Source organism: Croceitalea sp. W27 (assembly GCF_055693185.1).
Genome location: NZ_CM146327.1, coordinates 869,153 through 886,855 on the forward strand (window position 1 = coordinate 869,153; position 17,703 = coordinate 886,855).

Consider the following 17,703-nt stretch of genomic DNA (forward strand, 5'->3'; position numbering starts at 1 on the left):
GCGCTTCGTCTGCGCCACTACAAGATTGTAAAGTACATGGCTAGACTTAAAAGATTTCTCATGAAACCAGTATTTGTAATGCCAACGCGAAAAGGAAAATTCATTTTGCACCAGTACTAAAACATTCGATAAAAGTCAGGTATTGCCATAGTCTAGCTAAAAAACGGTAAAATTTCAAACCCCATAAAAGAGGTGAAATATTGGTTTTGACCTTAATCTTAAGCTATTTTACAAGTTCAAAAAAAATGATACTTTTAAAAGCATCAATCAAAATCTCATAATCTTAATTAATTGATGGATTTTCCTTTTAGTTTCGGACAAAAAAGTTCACTATTACTTATCTTCTTTTTTCATCTGATTATCTTTTCATTGTTATTGCTGATCAAAGGTATCGTTCACGGCAAAAAATCCATTAAATGGCTTAGTTTGTTATTGTTCTTGTCCGCCATGTACATTACCCCCTATATGCTGGGGTATGCGAATTGGTATAGCCAAAAAATCACTCGGGAAATCTTGTTCTTCATTCCATTTATGCAGGTTTTATTAATTGGCCCGGTAGTATATTTTTACACCCAGAGCCTACTCAACACGACCTTTCAACTAACCAAAAAAGATTGGGTCCATTTTTCACCCTTCATTCTTTATTCCCTTTATTCCCTGGTCGTTTTTATCACCGATAAATTCATACTAAGCGAATATTATTTTTACGCAGATGGTCGAGACAAAGATTTGGCAACATGGTACCAAATCGCCGGTTTACTATCAATGAGTATCTATTTAATACATAGTCTACGCTACTATGCGAATTATAAGAAATTGATATTCGACACGGTCAGTTATGCAGAAACAATTTTGTTCAGATGGATAAGAAGCTTTATGGTGGCATTTTTGGGGATTTTGGTGCTGCGGTTATTGTTTTTTATCCTAAATCCTGATTGGGGAGAGTTTGGTAGTCAATTTTGGCATTATATTTTATTCTCTTTGGTATTTTATTACATCTCTATAAATGGCTACACCAATGCTGTTAAATCCGCTTTTTTTACAGATCGAAAAAATGGGGAAATCAATGTTTTTGTGCAAGAAAAATCAAAGGGAATTGTACAAGACACTTCAATAGAAAAAGATATTGATGTTTGGAAGGTAAAACTGGCGGACTTGATTACCCAAAAACGCCTTTATGAGAATCATCGATTAACTTTACAAGATGTCGCCAACGAATTACAGACCACGACCAAAATTATCTCTTCAGTGGTGAATAAGGGTTTTCAGATGAATTTTAATGATTTTATCAATCATTATCGAATTGAAGCAGTCAAAGACAAAATAAAAGCAAAAGAACATGATAGTTCAACACTATTGGGTATTGCTTTAGACTCAGGGTTCAATAGTAAAGCGACCTTTAACAGGGCTTTTAAAAAAGGTACAGGCCTTTCTCCAAAAGACTATATTGAAAAATCAGTTTCAAAATAGGTCTCAAATCAAGATTTGAAGCGCAAAACAGTAATGATAATTGGATTTTTACACCCTAATTCAATTGATTATTATGAAAACAAAATTCTTTTTAGTATCCCTTTTTATTACCTCAGTCTTATGTTCTCAGACGGTAACTTCCCCAGAAATCGAAAAACTACTAACGGAAATTATTGGAGAAAAAGATCCAGGCTTATTTATAGGTGTCGTTAAAAACGGTACGGTCATCTATTCAGGTGTTCGTGGGCTAGCGAATTTACAACATCAGGTACAAGCGAATTCAGCTTCAAGTTCAAACGTGGCTTCAGTGGCAAAACAGTTTACGGCACTCTGCATCTTAAAACTAAGTCTAAAAAACAAGCTAAGTCTTGAAGATGATATTCGTAAATACTTCCCAAAACTATATCCCAATATTACCGATTCAATTAAGATAAGACATCTTCTAAATCACTCAAGCGGTATAAGGGATTATGCCGATTTAATGAGTTTACAACAAAACCCATGGTGGCGGCAAGAAGGATTGGATAACGATGATGTAATCGAACTGATAGAAAAACAGAATGACCTAAACTTCCCTCCGGGTTCAGAATACTTATATAGCAACACAAATTATACTTTATTGACTGAGATCGTAGCGGTTGCTTCCGAGGTATCTTTTCACGATTATTCGAAACAATTGTTTGAAGAACTAGGAATGAAAAATACGCAGTTTTTAAAAAATTATATGGCGGTCATACCCAATCAAGTACTACCATACTCCGATTGGGGCAATGGCATATGGCAACAATTTCCTATGATTACGAATCTATACGGAGACGGTTTCTTGTTCACAACCCTCGAAGACCAGCTGATATTCGAGAAAGCCATTCAAAATGCAGAACAAACAAATAATGAACTATTACAAAAAAGTCAAAAAGAAATTCCAAATAGTGAGATTACTACTTACGGATTTGGATTGGAACTTACCGATCGCCTCAATCGAAAAGCCGTTCACCATTCTGGAGGCACGGGTTCGTACCACGCACAAACCATTCGGTTTCCTGAAGAAAAGCTGAGCGTGTTTGTTATGAGCAGTAATAGTCGAATCTGGAGCGGTTCGATTGCTGACAAGATCGCTTCCAAAATGGTGTCCAGCACCAATTTGAAAAAGAAAGATGATTATTTAGCTCAAATACCTAAAATCGAGGCTATTGATTCCAATCAACTTCCAGGGTTGTATAAAACTAGTAAAGGTAAAATCGTTCGAATCATAGAAAAAGAAGGCGTCCTTTATTATCAAGTGGACAATAACAATCCCTTTAAGCTTATTAAAGAAAAAACAAGTTATTATGCCGTTGAGCCTTTACCAAGTATCAAGATTGTTTTTACCCAAAACAGGGGCATGGTAAAATTTTCACTTTACAGACCTGGAAACGAGCCACGAATCCATACAAAACTGCCTGAAGTGGAATTGCAAGGTCACCAGCTAGACGCATTTGTTGGGCAATATCAAAATGAAGAGTTGAATATTTCATTTGAAATAACAAAAGAAGACAACGCTATTTTTATTAGTCAAAAAAATTACAAAAGGCCTCAAAAAGTTGAAATACTTACACCCGATGACTTCTTAGTCTCTGATTATAAATTGATGATAAAGCGTGATATTTTTAATCGGGTCAAAGAAATCCTACTGACCACAAATCGCTTAAAAAATGTTCGATTCACAAAAAAAACAAATCTCATATTTCAACCTAAAATCAACCTAAAATCAACCTAAAAAATGCCTCAATACAGGTCACGACCATACCATCGGCAAAAAAAGCCTCAGCCATACTTTTGACCAAAAACTACGAAAATGGTAATGAAATTTGGACCAAACAATTTGGAGGAAAGTCTTATGACAAGGCCAGTTCCCTTATTAAAACCAAAGATGGGGGCTATTTGATTATTGGATCAACCAGTTCTTTTGGTAAGGGAAACTATGATGTCTATGTAATAAAAGTTGATAGTGAAGGTAAAGAACAATGGAATACGGTATCCGGATATGCCTATAACGACTATGGCTATACCGCCGAAGAAACGAACACAGGTTTCCTTATTAAAGGTACAACCCAAAAATGTGACGCTACCAATATTGCCCATGCAAACTGTGAAACTTACGTATGGTTTATTGAACTAGACAAAAAAGGGAAGCAACAAACAAGTAAGATACTTCACGAAGTCTTATAAAAACCCATTTAAACTTATATAATCTATTGACAATGAAAATCCAATTTTTGTCTGTTTTGCTTATTGCCACTGTGTTTTCTTTGGGTTGTAAAACAGAAACAAAACCGAATAGCTTTAGTATAATTCAATATGAACAATCTCCATACGCAAGAGGAAAAATTATAGGAAGGAAACTTCAGACCGATATTCAAAAACAAATAGCAAACTGGAGGGCACTTATTGAAAACGAACTGAATTTATCACAAGAAGAACTCTTTGAAAATATTGAAAAGAATACGGGATTTATTGAGGCCATCAAAAAATACACTCCTGAGTTTTTAGAAGAAATTGAAGGCATGGCAATAGGTGCCCAAGTTCCTACGAAAGACTTGCTATGCTTTAATATGGCCGAGGAAATTATCTTATACTTTTCTGAGGGTTATCAAAGCTGTACGAATGTTAGTTTGATGACAGAAAAGGCAAATTATATCGGGTACAACCTGGACTTACCAGATTTTTTGAGAATCAACAAACCATTTATTCTAAAAAACAAGCAATTGGTAGTTTATGGATTTCCTGGGATACTTGGCACTGGCGGTATGAATCAAAAATTTTTGGTAACCACAAACTCCTTACCGGAACTCCAGCTAAATACCAATGGATTACCGCTTCCTTTCATGATAAGAAAATTATTGACCTTTCAAACCCTTGAAGAGGTAACGAGTTATATTCAAAAAATTCCCCTTGGGGCCCCTCAAAATTTGATGTTCATCAATGCTAATAAAACACTGGACTTAGAGTGTTCAAAAAATAATATCGTTGAATACAAGACAGGAAAACCTTATCTGTTCCATACCAATTTCGCCATTTCCAATGCGTATATTCAAAAAGTATATCAAGAAAAATGCAGTCGATTTCGTTATTTGGATAGCCTATTTACCATTGACCATATGGTAATCAATAGTACTGTCGAGAAAAGTTCAAGCCAAATACTAGCTAACCGGTACAGTGAAATTCGAAGCAAAGAAACTTACATCAGTTTTATTGCACAATACCCAAAAGATAAAAACCAGGTACAAATAAAATTTTTGACCCGCAACGACACCATAAAAATCAAATTAAATGAATAATAAATACGAAATACATAATAGAACAGCCCTATTGACCTTACTCATCTCAACGGTACTTTTTTTAAGCTGTACAAGTGACGTACGAAATGTCAAGGGCAAAAAAGTGGCTATCAACTTGTTCGAATCAGGAATCCAAAAAAAAATGGATTCCTTGAAAATTGCTGGCCTTGGAGTTGGAATTATTAATGATTCAAAATTGGTCTACAGTAATTATTTTGGGTATAAAAACTTAGAACTACAAGTACCGGTAGATCCTCAAACCGTTTTTGAGACAGCATCAATTTCGAAATCAGTATTCGCCTATTTTGTTATGCAAATGGTCGATCGCGATGCTATTGATTTAGATAAACCCTTATTTGAGTACCTACCCCTAGATGATATAGAAGATGAGAGAATGAAATTGATAACCACTCGTATGGTGCTTTCCCACACATCTGGATTGCCAAATTGGAGGTTTTTAAATGAGGATGGTAAACTAAATTTAGCTTTTGACCCCGGTACAAGTTTTAATTATTCTGGTGAAGGGTACGAGTATCTAGCAGAAGTGGTCGCGCACCTATACCAGACGGATCGAACTGGTTTAGAAAAAGTATTGCATCAAAAGTTTTATGGACCCCTAGATTTTAAAAACTCAGGCTTTGTACTTTCAGATAACATGCAACAGAACAAGTCATTGGGGTATAGTGGTTATGAAATAGATGAAGGACTTCCTGATGAACTACCTTATTTCGGTGCCGCATTTGGCTTTCATGCTACTATTGATGATTTTTCAAATTTTCTAATAACCATTTTAAATAAGAAAATACTCTCGGTAGCAACCTATGATGAAATGTTTAGGGAACAGGTAGTTCTGCCTCAAGATGAGTCATTACGAACAGAGAATGGATTCGATTCATGGGGCCTGGGTTTTATGAGGTCAAAGACCATAAATGGCCTAAAATCGCACATGGTGTTATAAATCCTAGTTTTCAAGGATATTATATGATGGTGCCTGAAAAAAGATTTGCTTATGTATTTTTTACAAATAGTGACAATGGATTGGAAATACTTCCTTTTTTGGAGAAAACATTAGAAGCGAAATAAAGTTTATGGGGCCTACCAATTTCGTCCATCGAAAAAAGCTGCTATCAGAAAAAGCACCCTTACACTAAACATCTAGGCCGCTACATCTTGTTTAAACTCTATGGTAACGTTAGCCCCATTCCATTTTTGACTTCAAGCAATCCATCGGTTGTAAGCTAATAATCAATGATATTGGATTGTCTTTTTAAGAGATTGCTTTTAAAAAATTCAGAAATTCTTCTTTTCTATTTCTTGAAACATTAAGATGATCTTTATTACTCATTATCACCACTGGGGTTTTTCCTCTATGATACTTCTCTAAATGCGTCATATTAATCAAATAAGACTGGTGTATGCGAAAAAAATTATAATCTGAGAGTAATTCATCATAGGTTTTTAAAGATTTTGACACCATAATTTCTTTAGTGACGGTTTTAACAATGGTATAATTAACATCAGATTGGCAGTATATAATATCTGCAATTTTTACAAAATCAAACCCTGATATGCTCGCTAATGCAATTTTGTTCTCTTGACTAATGCCTCTTCCAAGATTTTCATTTAATATTTTTAGGTGATGTAAGCCATTTTTTGTTTCTCTTTTTGCCTCTATTTTTTTTATGCCCCTTTCTAAATCAGAAATATCAAGAGGCTTTATCAAATAATCTAGAGCGCTAACGCGAATTGCATTTAACGCGTACTTTTCATGAGAAGTAGTAAATATAACATCAAAACTATACTCAACCAGCTCTTTTAGAAGATCAAACCCAGTACCGTCGCCAAGTTCAATATCCAAAAAAATAATGTCAGGCTTAGTAGTTTTGATAAGTTCTAAACCTGTTGCTAAAGATGAAGCCACGCCCGCCACAAAAGTATTGGGAAAACTTTTTTTTAAGGTTATTGCCAACCACTCTCTTGGAGTTTTTTCATCATCAATAATGATACATCTAAGCTTTTTCACATTTTAAATGTAAGAAATATAGAAGTAAGAAAGAACATAGGTGTTTTTCAATAACAATAAATACAGAATAATTTTCACAAGTCTGTTTCTCCGAATAATAAGCAAAATGTTTCTAAGATAACAAAAAAGGCACCTATTAATAATTCTTCATTCAATTTCAAGGCTGATATACTGAAATTCAATCATAATCAAATTAACTGCATAAAAGATTAATAATTATTTGATACCGTAGTAACATAACAACTGAATAAATAAATTATGGATAAGATAAAATGTTTTATCATCGAAGATGACCCCATTATATTAAACTGGATGATAAATACTGTAGAGACAAAATTTTCAAAATTAACTATCTGTGGGTCGGCAAGAGATGTAGACGAGGCCGTTCTAAAAATAAATCAAGTTCAAACAGATTTGCTATTATCAGACGTCGATTTGATTTCAGGTTCGGTATTTGATGTTCTGGAACAAACAAAATTTAACGAGTTTCATACAATTCTTATTACTTCTCATGAGGGTTTCGCAGTTGATGCATTTAAAGTGAAGGCATTCGATTTCATGATGAAACCTGTTAGCGTTGAGGCCTTAAGTGCCAGTTTGCAGGGCTTTTTCGATTTCTGGAACGAAAAAAAACAAATGGAAATGATACTTCCACTTTTAAATATTAAGGCTGGTAGTAAGAGAATTGCCTTTTATCACAAAGGGTATACAGAACTAATGAATATTGAAGATATCATATACTTTGAAGCGGATGAGAACTATTGTATCGTTCATCTATCAGGAAACCGTAAAATAACAGTTTCAAAAACGCTAAAGTCTTATGTAGAAAAATTAAAGCATAACATTAATTTTTTAAGAATTCACCAGTCATACCTAATTAATGAAAAGCATATAGATAAAATAATAATGACCAAGCTGCCTCAAGTGCTTATGTCCAATGGAAAACATTTGAACGTATCTAGATCTAAGAAGGCTGAGTTTATAGATAAGGTTTTAAATTAAGACTTTTTCAGACTAGTACAAAGACAGCATTAACCTTTTATTCAAACCTTAATACTTTACGTTTGAATTCTGTTTCAATCTTCTGGCTTTCGGTAGGCTAAATACTTAGATGAAGTTGAAATAGCGCTAATCTAACTGTTGATTTTTGTATTACTTTTTTAAAAAACCTCAATTAGAATTGCAATTAGTAAGTCAAAATATAATTTCTGAGAAGTTATAAACCAAATACCAATCAATTAAAACGCAATATAGGCTTAATTGTTCTAAATACTGCCCTATTTCATATATTCACATTTTATTAATTACCGTTAAGACATCATTATCTTTATCAGAAATTCAAACAAACATCATCACCGATTAAAAAAAAGAAGCAATGATCAAACAATACCGAAAAAGAACTAATTTTTATTTTAAACGAACTCGGACTTCTCGAAAAAACAAAGATTTAAAAGTATAGAAAGGTCAATGAAATTAACTAAAGCTAGTTGAAAAAACATATAGATAATTTAGATTTTAATCCCAGAAGAAGATATTTCTACAATTCACTATATTGTTTTACAGAAATTAATCGTGCACTTTTGGGTAATAGTTCATAAACAAACTCTCAGTAAGTATAAAACAGATCACTTATGAATTTTAAATATTTCTTAGGAGCAATAATTTCTTTTCCGTTGTTACCTATCATGTATTACCAAGGTAAACGAATCAGAGCAAGTGTGCCGCAATTACCTCAAGCCAAAGGTATTGAGGGAGAATGTGCATACAATCTAAGTACAAATATCAATTTAAATATTATATCTATTGGCGAAAGTACGATTGCAGGTGTTGGTGTTCAAACTCATGAAGAAGGATTTACAGGAACGTTTGCAAAAGAAATTTCCCGGTTATTTAATTCGAATATAAAATGGAAAGTTTATGCACGTAGCGGATACACAGCAAGAAAAGTAGAAAAGAAAATAATCCCAAAAATTATAGAGAAACAAGTTGATTTAATAGTTATTGGATTAGGAGGCAATGATGCTTTTACCCTTAATCGCCCTTCAAAATGGAAAGTTGAAATTCGTTCGTTAATAGTATCGATTAGATTAAAATTTCCAAAAGCAATTATAGTTTTTTGTAACATGCCGCCAATAAAAGAATTTCCCGCATTTACTCCACTTATAAAATTTACGGTAGGAAATCTTGTTGAAGTTTTAGGGGAAGAATTGCAAAAAATCGTAGACCAATTTCAAGATGTATTTTACTTTGGAGGAAAAATTACTTTAAATGGGTGGATTGATAAATTTCAATTAAGTGAAAAAAAGGATGCTTTTTTTAGTGATGGTGTTCACCCTTCTAAACTCACTTATCAGATTTGGGGGAAGGACATAGCAAATGAAGTATTCAAGAATGAAAAAATAAAAAACGCTTTACAAAAAAATATTTAGTCCATATTCCTTTAGATAAGCATCATACACAAAAGATTATATAAATCTTTCTTTCCTGAACTTTAATGACTCCATCCTGGGCATTTCTCTCGGTAAAATAAATCGACTTGAATTGCAGCAGTATTAAAACAAACACTTGCACACTAAACTTATAACCATGAAAGACTAAACTGCTAGTTAAAGTAATGCATGAAATATCACTATTACTGTAAAGATATTAGGGCTTTAGCTTGTTAAGCTCTTGTTTCTCTTTTACTAATCTTACTATTATTTTTTCAAAAAGGTGTTTAATTTAACGTATAACTTTTTCATTGAATAACTAACTTCCTATCGGAAAAAAACCTCAATAACTGAAAGCTTTTTCAAAGCATAGAAATTATTATCATTGATTAGATGAGGCACTGAAACTTGATGCAATTCTTGCGACATAGTAAGTATTAATGATGAAAATATTTCTTATTTCATAGCTCCTCTCTCATTAAAAGTAGTATTCCAAATCTCAGTAATTAAAGGTCAAAGGATTGATTTATTAATTTATCCGAAAATTCTAGAAAAAATAATCCAAATAATACTGAACTAAATTATTTATGACTGAAATTCAACTTAACAAATGAGTTTTGGCTGCCCTAAAGTATAAATCAAATGAAAATTTGTGCAGTTCATCGAATATTTGGTAGGGTTTATCCGATTTTAGGTGTTTCTATGTTAATAAACCTAAATGCTATTATAATGAGACCTAAATCTACTAGCTGTAAATCAGCACTTTCACTATTCAATAACCTATTGTTTATCCTTCTAGTTGTGGGTACCAGCTATGCCCAAACTTATTGGTCCAATCCTTCTTCTTGGCCCAATGGAAAAGTTCCTTCAACTAACGAAAATATTGTCATCCCCAATGGAAAAACCATCATATTGGATACCAGCACTCCTAATCTTGGTAGCTTAATCGTTAATGGAAAACTTATTTTTGAAGATAGCGATGTGACATTGACCGCCAGATGGATAATGGTGCACGGCCTTCTGCAAATAGGAACAAAAGAGAATCCTTTTCAGAGCAAAGCTACTATTATCTTAAATGGACCCGAGGAAGATGTAAATACCATGGGAGGCCGCTTTTTGACCACCATGATGGGCGGTTCCTTAGAGATTCATGGCGCAAGTGCCTCAAAATTGAGTTGGGGCCAATTAGAAGGCAGTCTTGAAGTCGGGGCGACCTCGCTCACATTAGACCTTGAACCAAAAGGGTGGCAGATAGGCGATAAAATTGCTATTGCCCCTAGTGGTTACGAACCCTACGAGGCTGAAGAGCTTACTATAACCGGTATTAGTGGAAATTCCATTTCGTTTACGCCTGCTTTGCAATATGTCCATTACGGAGAACTACAAGAATATGAAGGAAAAATTCTTGATGAACGTGCCGAAGTGGCGATGTTGACACGAAATATAAGAATTCAAGGCGCAGATGATTCAGCCGAACTCCGGTTTGGAGCGCATATCATGGTTATGGTAGACTCAGGACCAATTCATGTTGAAGGGGTCGAATTTACCAAAACAGGTCAACCAGGTAAAGAAGCGAGATATAATTTTCATTGGCACCTCGCAGGTGACAGAGAAGGTGATTATATAAAAAACTCTAGTATTCACCATGGCATGCAAAGAGCGGTCGTACTGCATCAAACGGACAATGTACTTGTAGAAAATGTTGTTGCTTTTAACATACAAAATCATGCTTTTGTACCCGCAGAAGATGGTAATGAGCTGAACAATACCTTTAAGAACAATCTTGCTATGCTAGTTCGTAGACCAGACAAAGGCTTTTTTGCCTTTCCTAGAGAAGGTGCTGGCGGAAGTACGCAAGGCGAGCAAAGGGTAGGTGGTTTTTGGATGCGAAACCCGCATAATAACCTTATCGGCAATCATGTTGCGGGTTCTGAACGCGGCACTGGGTTTTTCTTTGATACTCGTAGTCGAGGCAAAGAATTTAGAGACTACGACTTATTACCCCGAGAAATTGTATTCAACGATAATGTTGCCCATTCTTGCTCAGTTCCAGGGAACTTAGGTAACGAGGGAATTTCCAATACCGCACTTTATGGACAAGTAGGCCATGGTCATGGTTTTTTCATGACAACTTTTCATAATGGGGATTTGATGTGGACCTTTAACAACTTCACAGGCTACAAAAATGCCATGAGCGGGGCATGGACCGAGATAACCAATGTCACTCTAGATAATTTTATTTTGGCCGACAATGCTATAGGACTCTTATCATCGGAGTCTTATGTGCAAAACTCCCTCGTTATTGGTAAATCAAAAAATGAAATAGGGGGCAAAAACAGACACTTGAGACATGGAGACCGAAGGGCAGGATACTATTCCATAGCCCAAGGCGGAAGTAAAGAGCCCAAGTTGAGCAATGTGACCTTTATAGATATCAATAAAGATGTTGAAGAAGGTAAAGTGGCCGCGGCCATAATAGGGCATGGAGGTCATAAAGAATACAATTTTTTTGAAAATATTCAGGTAAAAGGAGAAACCTTGCCCCTATGGATGAGCACTAGGGGAAGTAAGGGTAAAAACGAAAATTCTTCTATTCTTTTAGATAAAGATGGTAGTTTGACGGGTTATAATCGACCTGTTCTAATTGCACACCCCTATTCTTCATTTGCCAATGACGCTATTGAATATAGAGAAGAATGGCAGGCCTATATTTTAGAGGCTGAAGGTGCCATGCAGTTGAAAATGGTCGATATTGGGTTCGACCTGCCGCAAGAAGTTGCTTTGATACGTGATTATGATCAGCACCGTATTCCTAAAATGCAGAGAGCGAAGCAACGCTATTATAGCTTTTTTGGAAATCAGCGTTACACCATTTTGGGCCAATGGGAGATAGATGATAGACGAAACCTTCTAGAGCTGCGAAGTGTTTTGGAAAAAGAAGGTGAATGGGCCATTTTTAAGCATCCTTTCCCTTACACGGGCGTCGAGGTTCTAGATGAAAATGATTTTCCGATAACCAAGGTCAACACTCTAACAGATTTAGACAACCAACCAACGACCTCTTACTATTTTAACGCTGATGAAGGAGCCGTGTACGTTAAAATGGTGACCGATGAAACAGGGTATTCGTGGGTAAATCTAATTCCGAAAGGAGAAAAAACGGGTAATAACTATGGCCTGCCAGACAACAGCCCAGACCTTTATTTTAGGGATATCAATGTATACCCAAACCCTTTAACTTCATCGTCCGTACTGCAATATACCCTAAACCAAAAAGAGTTTTTATCTGTTGAAGTCTTTGATATGTTGGGCCGCAAAACCAAGCAATTATTTTTAGGCGAAAGGGATTCGGGTAATCATACCCTATCCTTAGAGAATGTAGTCGTGCAATCTGGAGTTTATATCCTTAACGTGCGGGTTGATGATATTTCAGTACCTATTAAAATCATTAAACCTTAATAGGAGCATTATGATCAAATTATTTCGCTATTTATCTGTTGCTCTTTTAATCACTTTAAATATTCACTTTTTAAAAGCTCAAGGCAAAAGTGAGTTGGTGATACCTAAAGGCAAGATGCTTATTTTAAAGAAGAATCCCTCGCCATTAGAAAAGATTACCGTCCAGGGTGTTTTGCGAGTTGCTGATGTTAAGGATATTGAAATTCAGGTTGCCCAAATTGTAATTGATGGTGGCACCTTTGAAATTGGAACGGAACAAAAAGAAAAAAAATACAAATGTCAGATAACATTTATCCATTCGTCGGGAACTCTTTCATCGGGCTTAAAAGTAATCAATGATGGAAATCTGTTGTTTTATAATCCCCCGGCTATCGCTCCATCAATAGAATATCCAAGCGGAGCTGGTAAAGAAAAACAACTTGCTAAGAACATTGTTATATCAACTGTTAATAAGACTGTCAAAGCTTTGATACGTTTGGAAAAAGCGTCAAAAGTCAATCTATCGGGAGTGCTATTTAAAAACATGGGGGATTCTCTCGAACCAGCCTTTTTATGGAAAGGCAATAAAGAAGCTAAAGCGAGTTTATCAAATTCCGTTTTTGTCAATTCAAAAGGCGATGATCTGGTTTTAGAAAACACCTCGGCTCGTATTGAAAACAATATTTTCATCTCAGCAAACGGAAGCTCCATTATCTGTTCAAAAAATGGAAAGGGATATCAAAATAAGATAGAATCCAATCTACTAATCAACAGTAACAAAAAAGGAGCTTATGCCCTTTTGGCTGGCAATCCCTTTCAGTCTATTCAAAAAAATAAGGTCAAAGTTGCAAATAGCGCCAATGGTATCGCCATAAAAAAGCCTAATCCTACCAAAGACAAAGAATGGTCTACGGTTTCAAAGCTTTTTGTTTTGAACAATAATAGTATTGAACTTAATGGCTCAACAAACAAAGAACATCAAAATATTGGTTTATTTATTGATGCTTTTAATCATTTGGGTATTTGGAGAACTTCACACAATGCGATAGTTAATTTCCCCGTTGGAGCAATTATAAAAAGTAAAAATACTGTGCTTTCCGATTATGATTTTAAAGAAAATTTAATCGGAATTTACCCAGGAACTGCCTACGTACAAAATTCAAGATTCATTCGTACCCATCTGAATCCTGATTTAAATTCGAAAGCCATTTGGGCAACCGACTCTTTAGGGAAATCGGCCCCAAAACTTAGTAATATTACAATCCGTAATTATAAGACCGGTATTTTTTATGAAGGGCTAATTGCATCTGAAAACTATTTTGAGGAAATCACTTCAGAAAATACCACCACTTTAGGTTTTGGAAATTTAGACCCAGAAAGTATCATTGTTACAAAGGGTTTTAAAGAAGAAAAATCAGAGAATAAGCCAAATCAAAGTTCCATGACCCATAAGGTGAGCCAAAGTCACCATGCACACCATGTTAAACCTAAAAAGAAAAAAGGTTATCTACTTTTTCATCAAGATTCACCTTTACTCACGAACAACAGTAAGCCCTTGGTCGAAAATGCAGAAATATATCAATCACCTAGAGATTCATACGGAACTTTAATTATATCTACCGGTCATGGCCTTCTAGATCCTGTTCATGAGCATTCCTATTCTTTTAATACGCTTGACCTTGTCAATAACTTCACGCACAAAACGACATCCCTAAAAAAGCCCACCAATAGAACTACTCTTTTTACGGCGGGCAAAAATGTATATGAACTTAAACTGGGTGAAGAAGCAATGAATTTTTTTGACCTAAGCTTTGAATGGGAAAGCGCGCCAGGCAATTGGATTGTTTTGAAAGTACCCTATCCACATAAAAAACCTTTTGCCATGCATTCTTTCGGAAACTTAATTGACCAAAGCTCAAGTGCTGAGGAACTCATGACAAATAAAAGAACGAGTTATTTCATTAATAGTGAAACTATTTATGTGAAGCTTTTCAACACCAAAAATGTGGATGAGTTGGTACTTTATAGTTCTGATGTACTTGCCGAAATTACTGTAGCAGATAAAAAGGTATCAATCTCTATCAAGACCAACAAAGAAGAAAATGAAGTACTTATCACCTGCAAAACCGCTAAATCAACACCTGCTACTTTAGAATTATTGGATTACTATGGTAATGTAGTGGAGACGCTTTTTGACGGAATCTCTTCAAAACAAGAAATAAAAGGGTCTATCGATCTTCAAAAATTCGATATAACGAACAATGTCTTTCTATATTCACTAAAAATTGATGGTAAGACCCATAAAGGCCCTATACATACCTATTAAAAATCATCGACTTGATTTTGTACATTTAGGTAGAGGCCTAAATAATATTCTTAATATATTTAAACTCCAGATAAAACTTTCAATTTAAATTATACAATCATCATAATTTTTATATGCATAGAATGTCTTAGATTATTTTAAAATGCTGGAATCAATTCAATTCGAAATGAATTCCTCTTGTCATAGTTTTACTTTTTTTCAAAAGTCTTAATAGCACATAAGGAAGAGATGAAATTAACATTTCACCATTCACACTTTAAATAAAATAGAGGAAGAAACATTATAACAGATCTGCACTATACTAAATAAACCTTATTTTCTGCATATCTATATAAATAATAGTTCCTTTCAGGTGTTAATGATACTGGCCAAAATGATTAAAACATAAAAATAGAGTACTACCGAAATAAAAATGATAAAATCATATTTCTTCACAATTACTAATTCAATAACTGCTAGCTAGCACGTATAGTAATAGCATGATTCAAAATCAACTATTTATCACCATTTCCGTTGTAAAATAACTACATTAATGATTATATATACAGAAAACAAGGGTTATTAATATCCAATTCTTAATATGACATCTCCACAATTTCGGCAGCTACTTTTGGGGTTATATCCTGATGCTCTCCCAAGGCAGTTAATCCATGTTCTAAAAGACTTTTCTCTACATGCTGAGCAAATCCCTCATAAGAATCCGTATAATCTCTCAATCGTGTGTCTATTCCAAGAGACTTATAAAATTTTTCTATTCCCTCTATTGCTGCTCTTGCCTTTTCTTCTAAAGAACCTTCTTGAATGTTCAAAACTCGCTCGGCATATTGGGCCAATTTCTCTTTTTTCTGTTCAAATTTCTTTTCGTAAGCCTTTGGAAGAATAACGGCCAAAGTACGGGCATGGTCTATGCCATAAATGGCTGTAAGTTCATGTGCAATAACGTGGACGCTCCAATCCGTAGGGACTCCCTTCTGGATATAACCATTAAGTGCCATAGTGCAGCACCACATAAAGTTTGAGGCTGCTCTGTAATTTGTGGGATCCTCTATGACTTCAGGTGCAATTTCTAATAGAGTCTGCAAGATTCCTTCTGAGAAACGGTCTTGTAGCGGGCCATCTGCTGGATAGGTCATATACTGCTCTAATACATGGGTATAGGCATCAGCAAGACCGTTTGCCAATTGTCTTTTGGGAATACTCCGAACAACCGTCGGATCACAAATTGAAAATTCAGCAAACAACCCTGGGCCGCCCATCACCAGTTTTTCATTGGTTTCAGATCTACTGACCACTGCGCCACTGTTCATTTCACTTCCAGTAGCCGGTAATGTCAATACAGCACCAAAAGGAAGTCCTTTAAAAGTCCTTATCTTTTTGGAAAGGATATCCCAAGGATTATCCCCATTATAAAGTGCTGCAGATGCCAAAAATTTAGTTCCATCTATAACGGATCCACCACCAACGGCTAGCATATAACCAATGTCCTCCCTTTTAATAATTTCTAACGCCTTTAGTAAGGTCTTATACTCAGGATTGGCCTCAATTCCCGAGAACTCGATAAAGGTATGGTCTTTTAGCGCTTTGATTACTTGGTCATAAATACCGTTCTTCTTTATGCTGCCACCTCCATAAAGCAATAGTATTTTCTTATCTTTGGGCGCTTCGGTGGCCAACTTTTTGATTTCTCCCTCACCAAAAATCATTTTAGTGGGCACATATAATTCAAAATTTCTCATAACCGTTTCATTCTTCTGATTACTAAAGAGATTTATTTGACATGTATAAATCGTTATCTGCTATTTTTCTAGTTCACGCTATACGCGGTTAATTTACCTTCTAGCATCTGTGGAACTATAAGAATTTCTTGGTTTTCGAAAAGACCTAGGTCAGCAGATCCCGGTTTTAAATTTAGAATTACCTGAGTCTTATTGTTTTTATCAATGGTCATAATTTCACCTGTAATCCAGTCTGAAACCAAGAAGCCTTCACCGAGTATGCCCAATCCATCCAAATTGCCAAAAGGTTCCGTGAGTGTTTTTATACTCTTATCTTTAAGGTTTACCGACAAAAGTTTTCCAGGAACTTCGGTCTCAAATGTTTTCGGATTCGTAACCACGCCCCAAGAAGACACAAAAAGTTCATCACCCTTGACTTTCAGTCCGTTGGGATAATTCAACAAGTCATTTTTTAACCACAATGAAATCTCCCCATCCTTTATCCGATAAATTGCATTTCCGCCAAAGGTATCCGTAATGAACACTGCACCATCTGAAGCTATTTCGATGTCATTTAAAAAAGTGGCTCCTTCTGCTTTGAATCTTTTCTTGATTTTTCCGGTATTGAGATCTACAACCGCCACTACATCTATATCAGCTACATATAAGTTTTCGCCATGAATGCCTAAACCTTTTGGTGCATTAAAACCAATGGACCACTTTTTGATAATTATTTCACCCTTTTTATTGAGTTGCGATATGTAACCGAGACCATTTTTCTCAGCAGGTTGTCCAGCTACATTAGATACAAGGTAAAAACTTTTGTATCCTACTACTGATTCAGGAGCTTCCAAGCCCGAAGTTTCCCATTTTTTTTCAAGCTTCTGCGCATTAATGGCGGTAAGTGTAAAAAAGGCTGTAATAATGAATAGTACTTTTCTCATCTATCTAAAAAATTTAATTATTATTTTTTGACAAAATTAAC

At 35.1% G+C, this 17,703-nt stretch carries 12 protein-coding genes; 9 read left to right on the forward strand and 3 right to left on the reverse strand.

The window, feature by feature from the left end; genetic code table 11:
* Nucleotides 1-294: 294 nt before the first annotated feature.
* The 5 genes from ACZ1GR_RS03955 (at nucleotide 295) to ACZ1GR_RS03975 (ending at nucleotide 5,745) form a co-directional block, all read left to right on the forward strand.
* Entirely contained in the window at nucleotides 295-1,470 is a 1,176-nt protein-coding gene (locus ACZ1GR_RS03955) for a helix-turn-helix domain-containing protein (protein ID WP_472610935.1), read from the forward strand.
* Nucleotides 1,471-1,543: 73 nt separating this feature from the next.
* Entirely contained in the window at nucleotides 1,544-3,226 is a 1,683-nt protein-coding gene (locus ACZ1GR_RS03960; RefSeq protein WP_472610936.1) for a serine hydrolase domain-containing protein, read from the forward strand.
* A gap of 59 nt (nucleotides 3,227-3,285) precedes the next feature.
* Entirely contained in the window at nucleotides 3,286-3,678 is a 393-nt protein-coding gene (locus tag ACZ1GR_RS03965; RefSeq protein WP_472610937.1) for a hypothetical protein, read from the forward strand.
* Between the two features lie 32 nt (nucleotides 3,679-3,710).
* Nucleotides 3,711-4,787 (forward strand): C45 family autoproteolytic acyltransferase/hydolase, encoded by a 1,077-nt coding sequence (locus ACZ1GR_RS03970; RefSeq protein ID WP_472610938.1) that lies wholly within the window; start codon nucleotides 3,711-3,713, stop codon nucleotides 4,785-4,787.
* Nucleotides 4,780-5,745 carry a serine hydrolase domain-containing protein gene (locus tag ACZ1GR_RS03975; protein ID WP_472610939.1) on the forward strand — a complete coding sequence of 322 codons (966 nt, stop codon included), beginning with the start codon at nucleotides 4,780-4,782 and terminating at the stop codon, nucleotides 5,743-5,745. Before ACZ1GR_RS03970 ends, ACZ1GR_RS03975 begins: the two co-directional genes overlap by 8 nt.
* A gap of 309 nt (nucleotides 5,746-6,054) precedes the next feature.
* On the opposite strand, the gene ACZ1GR_RS03980 is transcribed toward ACZ1GR_RS03975, so the two are convergent.
* A complete protein-coding gene (locus tag ACZ1GR_RS03980; protein WP_472610940.1) occupies nucleotides 6,055-6,810 on the reverse strand; it encodes a LytR/AlgR family response regulator transcription factor in 756 nt (251 codons plus the stop codon).
* 258 nt (nucleotides 6,811-7,068) lie between these two features.
* Between ACZ1GR_RS03980 and ACZ1GR_RS03985 the strand changes: the two genes are divergently transcribed.
* From ACZ1GR_RS03985 to ACZ1GR_RS04000, 4 genes are all read left to right on the forward strand, one after another.
* Nucleotides 7,069-7,812 (forward strand): LytR/AlgR family response regulator transcription factor, encoded by a 744-nt coding sequence (locus tag ACZ1GR_RS03985; RefSeq protein WP_472610941.1) that lies wholly within the window; start codon nucleotides 7,069-7,071, stop codon nucleotides 7,810-7,812.
* A gap of 629 nt (nucleotides 7,813-8,441) precedes the next feature.
* Nucleotides 8,442-9,239, forward strand: a complete 798-nt coding sequence (locus ACZ1GR_RS03990) for an SGNH/GDSL hydrolase family protein (RefSeq protein WP_472610942.1) — start codon at nucleotides 8,442-8,444, stop codon at nucleotides 9,237-9,239.
* Nucleotides 9,240-9,968: 729 nt separating this feature from the next.
* On the forward strand, nucleotides 9,969-12,698 hold the full coding sequence (locus tag ACZ1GR_RS03995) for a G8 domain-containing protein (protein ID WP_472610943.1): 2,730 nt from the start codon (nucleotides 9,969-9,971) through the stop codon (nucleotides 12,696-12,698).
* A 10-nt stretch (nucleotides 12,699-12,708) separates the two neighbouring features.
* Nucleotides 12,709-15,003 (forward strand): G8 domain-containing protein, encoded by a 2,295-nt coding sequence (locus ACZ1GR_RS04000; protein WP_472610944.1) that lies wholly within the window; start codon nucleotides 12,709-12,711, stop codon nucleotides 15,001-15,003.
* Nucleotides 15,004-15,578: 575 nt separating this feature from the next.
* Here ACZ1GR_RS04000 and ACZ1GR_RS04005 read toward each other — a convergent pair.
* Complete coding sequence (locus tag ACZ1GR_RS04005) at nucleotides 15,579-16,739, reverse strand: iron-containing alcohol dehydrogenase (protein WP_472610945.1); 1,161 nt, start codon at nucleotides 16,737-16,739, stop codon at nucleotides 15,579-15,581.
* 68 nt (nucleotides 16,740-16,807) lie between these two features.
* Nucleotides 16,808-17,662: an SMP-30/gluconolactonase/LRE family protein gene (locus ACZ1GR_RS04010; protein ID WP_472610946.1), complete on the reverse strand. Its 855-nt coding sequence runs from the start codon at nucleotides 17,660-17,662 to the stop codon at nucleotides 16,808-16,810.
* Between the last annotated feature and the right edge of the window lie 41 nt (nucleotides 17,663-17,703).

Bases quoted from the DNA above. Each gene is read 5' to 3' on its own strand.
- ACZ1GR_RS03955 (WP_472610935.1), top strand. From the start codon at position 295: ATGGATTTTCCTTTTAGTTTCGGACAAAAAAGTTCACTATTACTTATC.
- ACZ1GR_RS03960 (WP_472610936.1), top strand. From the start codon at position 1,544: ATGAAAACAAAATTCTTTTTAGTATCCCTTTTTATTACCTCAGTCTTA.
- ACZ1GR_RS03970 (WP_472610938.1), top strand. From the start codon at position 3,711: ATGAAAATCCAATTTTTGTCTGTTTTGCTTATTGCCACTGTGTTTTCT.
- ACZ1GR_RS03975 (WP_472610939.1), top strand. From the start codon at position 4,780: ATGAATAATAAATACGAAATACATAATAGAACAGCCCTATTGACCTTA.
- ACZ1GR_RS03985 (WP_472610941.1), top strand. From the start codon at position 7,069: ATGGATAAGATAAAATGTTTTATCATCGAAGATGACCCCATTATATTA.
- ACZ1GR_RS03990 (WP_472610942.1), top strand. From the start codon at position 8,442: ATGAATTTTAAATATTTCTTAGGAGCAATAATTTCTTTTCCGTTGTTA.
- ACZ1GR_RS03995 (WP_472610943.1), top strand. From the start codon at position 9,969: ATGAGACCTAAATCTACTAGCTGTAAATCAGCACTTTCACTATTCAAT.
- ACZ1GR_RS04000 (WP_472610944.1), top strand. From the start codon at position 12,709: ATGATCAAATTATTTCGCTATTTATCTGTTGCTCTTTTAATCACTTTA.
- ACZ1GR_RS04005 (WP_472610945.1), bottom strand. From the start codon at position 16,739: ATGAGAAATTTTGAATTATATGTGCCCACTAAAATGATTTTTGGTGAG.
- ACZ1GR_RS04010 (WP_472610946.1), bottom strand. From the start codon at position 17,662: ATGAGAAAAGTACTATTCATTATTACAGCCTTTTTTACACTTACCGCC.